The following is a 1939-nucleotide window of genomic DNA, read 5'->3' as shown; positions in this document are numbered from 1 at the left end:
CCGACGAAGGCGCCGAAATAGGCGGTCTGGGGCTTGCCGCCCATGAGGAATCCGATGGCCATGCCCATGATCGCCAGCAAGGCCGCCAACGAGGCAATCAGCAGCGCGGAGCGCCGCTGGTTGGCGGAGATGGCTTCCCACATCAAAGCGCTCATGAGTCAGGCAACCAGAAAACAGGAGACAGGTGACGGGAGGGCAGGAACAGCCGGACGCCTCGGAAAGGCGTCCCTACCTTGAATCCGATAATCCGATGAGGCATATGAAGTTAAAACTTCACCTGCGGGACGGCCCGTTCCGCGGCATCCGTCAGCTCGAACAATTCGCGCGCGGAGAAGCCGGCGGGACCCGCAACCAGATTGGCCGGAATGGATTGGATCTGCGTGTTGTAGCGGGTGACGCTGTCGTTGTAGGCCTGGCGGGCGAAGGAAATCTTGTTTTCGGTGGAAGACAGTTCTTCTTGCAGCGCAAGGAAATTGGCCGAGGCCTTGAGGTCCGGATAGCGTTCGACGTTGACCATGAGGCCGCGCAGGGCGCCGGACAGGGCGGCTTCGGCATGGCCGGCTTCGGCCGGGCCTTGGGCGCGCATGGCGTCGGTGCGGGCCTTGGTGACGGCCTCGAGCGTGCCGCGTTCGTGGCCCACGTAGCCCTTGACGGTTTCGATGAGGTTGGGGATGAGATCGTGGCGGCGCTTGAGCTGCACGTCGATCTGCGCCCAGGCGTTGTCGACGACGTTGCGCAGGCGCACGAGGCCGTTGTAGATCGAGACGAACCAAAGCACCAGTGCGGCTAGAATGGCGAGGAAAACGAAGAGGGGCGTCATGGATTCATCCTTTGCTGGCGCGGGCGAAATGCGTGCGCGCACGTCGGGACACAGCATACGCGGCGCGGCGCAAAACGCAAGCGGAGAGCGCAATAATCGGGCGAATAGAGGCCCGGATGAGGAGCGGCGCGCGCGGGAAAAATGCCCGGCGCATGGCCCGATCGGCTCCGCGCCGGCGGTTTTTGCGGCCCCCGCAAACGGAATATCGAAAAATTTTGCAGCGATTTCGGCCAATGAAATCAAGGGTATTGAGCGAAAGCGAAAAATTTTCGAAAAAAGGGATTGACGGCGCGGGGCGGTCCGCGTAGATTTCGCGTCACTTGAACGGATTGGGTTGCGCGAGCGACCGATGAAGGGACAGGTTGGTTCTGTTAAAAAATGTGTTTTGGCCGCTTGACAAATAAGCCAGTCGACGGTTAGAGTACGCAGGATCAATTAAGCGAGCGAGTTTACTCGCCGCTGCGCGATTCCGGAAGCCCTTGAACGAATCAGGGAAAGGGTGTAAGGGATTTTGCGCGTTTTTTGCTCTTTTGAAAACGGAATAAACATTCATGTAACACCGCTTCGAATCAGAAGTGGTGTGGTAAGTACAAACAGCTTGTGTTGAGTCTATAAGTTAATTCTTAAGATCGGGTCGGTTTCCTAAAGCCGGCCTGTCGATTAAGGATCAGCAAACTCGAACCGGCGGGCAACCGACGGTTTGAACCCATATTCATATGGAGAGTTTGATCCTGGCTCAGAACGAACGCTGGCGGCGTGGATTAGGCATGCAAGTCGAACGAGAATCTGAAGGTCCAAGTTTTCGGACAAGGACTTTTGGAGGACAGTGGCGGAAGGGTGAGTACAACATGGATAATCTACCTTCAAGTTGGGTATAGCTCCTCGAAAGGGGAGATAATCCCGAATGTGGTGATCCGGCGCATGTCGGAGAATCCAAAGGCGGGGACCGCAAGGCCTGTCGCTTGAAGATGAGTCCGTGCACTATCAGCTAGTTGGCGGGGTAACGGCCCACCAAGGCTATGACGGTTAGCTGGTCTGAGAGGATGGTCAGCCACACTGGGACTGAGATACTGCCCAGACTCCTACGGGAGGCTGCAGTCGAGAATCATTCGCAATGGG

Annotated in this window: 2 protein-coding genes and 1 rRNA gene; 2 read left to right on the top strand and 1 reads right to left on the bottom strand. The window is 57.4% G+C overall.

Features of this window, described 5'->3' with window-relative positions; all coding sequences use genetic code 11:
- Positions 1 to 265: 265 nt before the first annotated feature.
- Entirely contained in the window at positions 266 to 820 is a 555-nt protein-coding gene (locus EOL86_14290; GenBank protein ID NCD26741.1) for a LemA family protein, read from the bottom strand.
- Here EOL86_14290 and EOL86_14285 point away from each other — a divergent pair.
- Both EOL86_14285 and EOL86_14280 read left to right on the top strand, forming a co-directional pair.
- The gene (locus EOL86_14285; protein NCD26740.1) at positions 819 to 1106 is read left to right on the top strand and encodes a hypothetical protein; all 288 of its coding nucleotides are present in this window, start codon (positions 819 to 821) and stop codon (positions 1104 to 1106) included. The two genes, EOL86_14290 and EOL86_14285, sit on opposite strands and share 2 nt — an antisense overlap.
- Positions 1107 to 1535: 429 nt before the next feature.
- Positions 1536 to 1939: ribosomal RNA gene (locus tag EOL86_14280) — 16S ribosomal RNA — on the top strand; the annotation flags it as partial.

It is taken from the genome of Deltaproteobacteria bacterium (genome assembly GCA_009930495.1).
Taxonomy (GTDB): Bacteria; Desulfobacterota; Desulfovibrionia; order Desulfovibrionales; family Desulfomicrobiaceae; genus Desulfomicrobium.
This window is presented reverse-complemented; position numbering and strand designations above follow the sequence as displayed.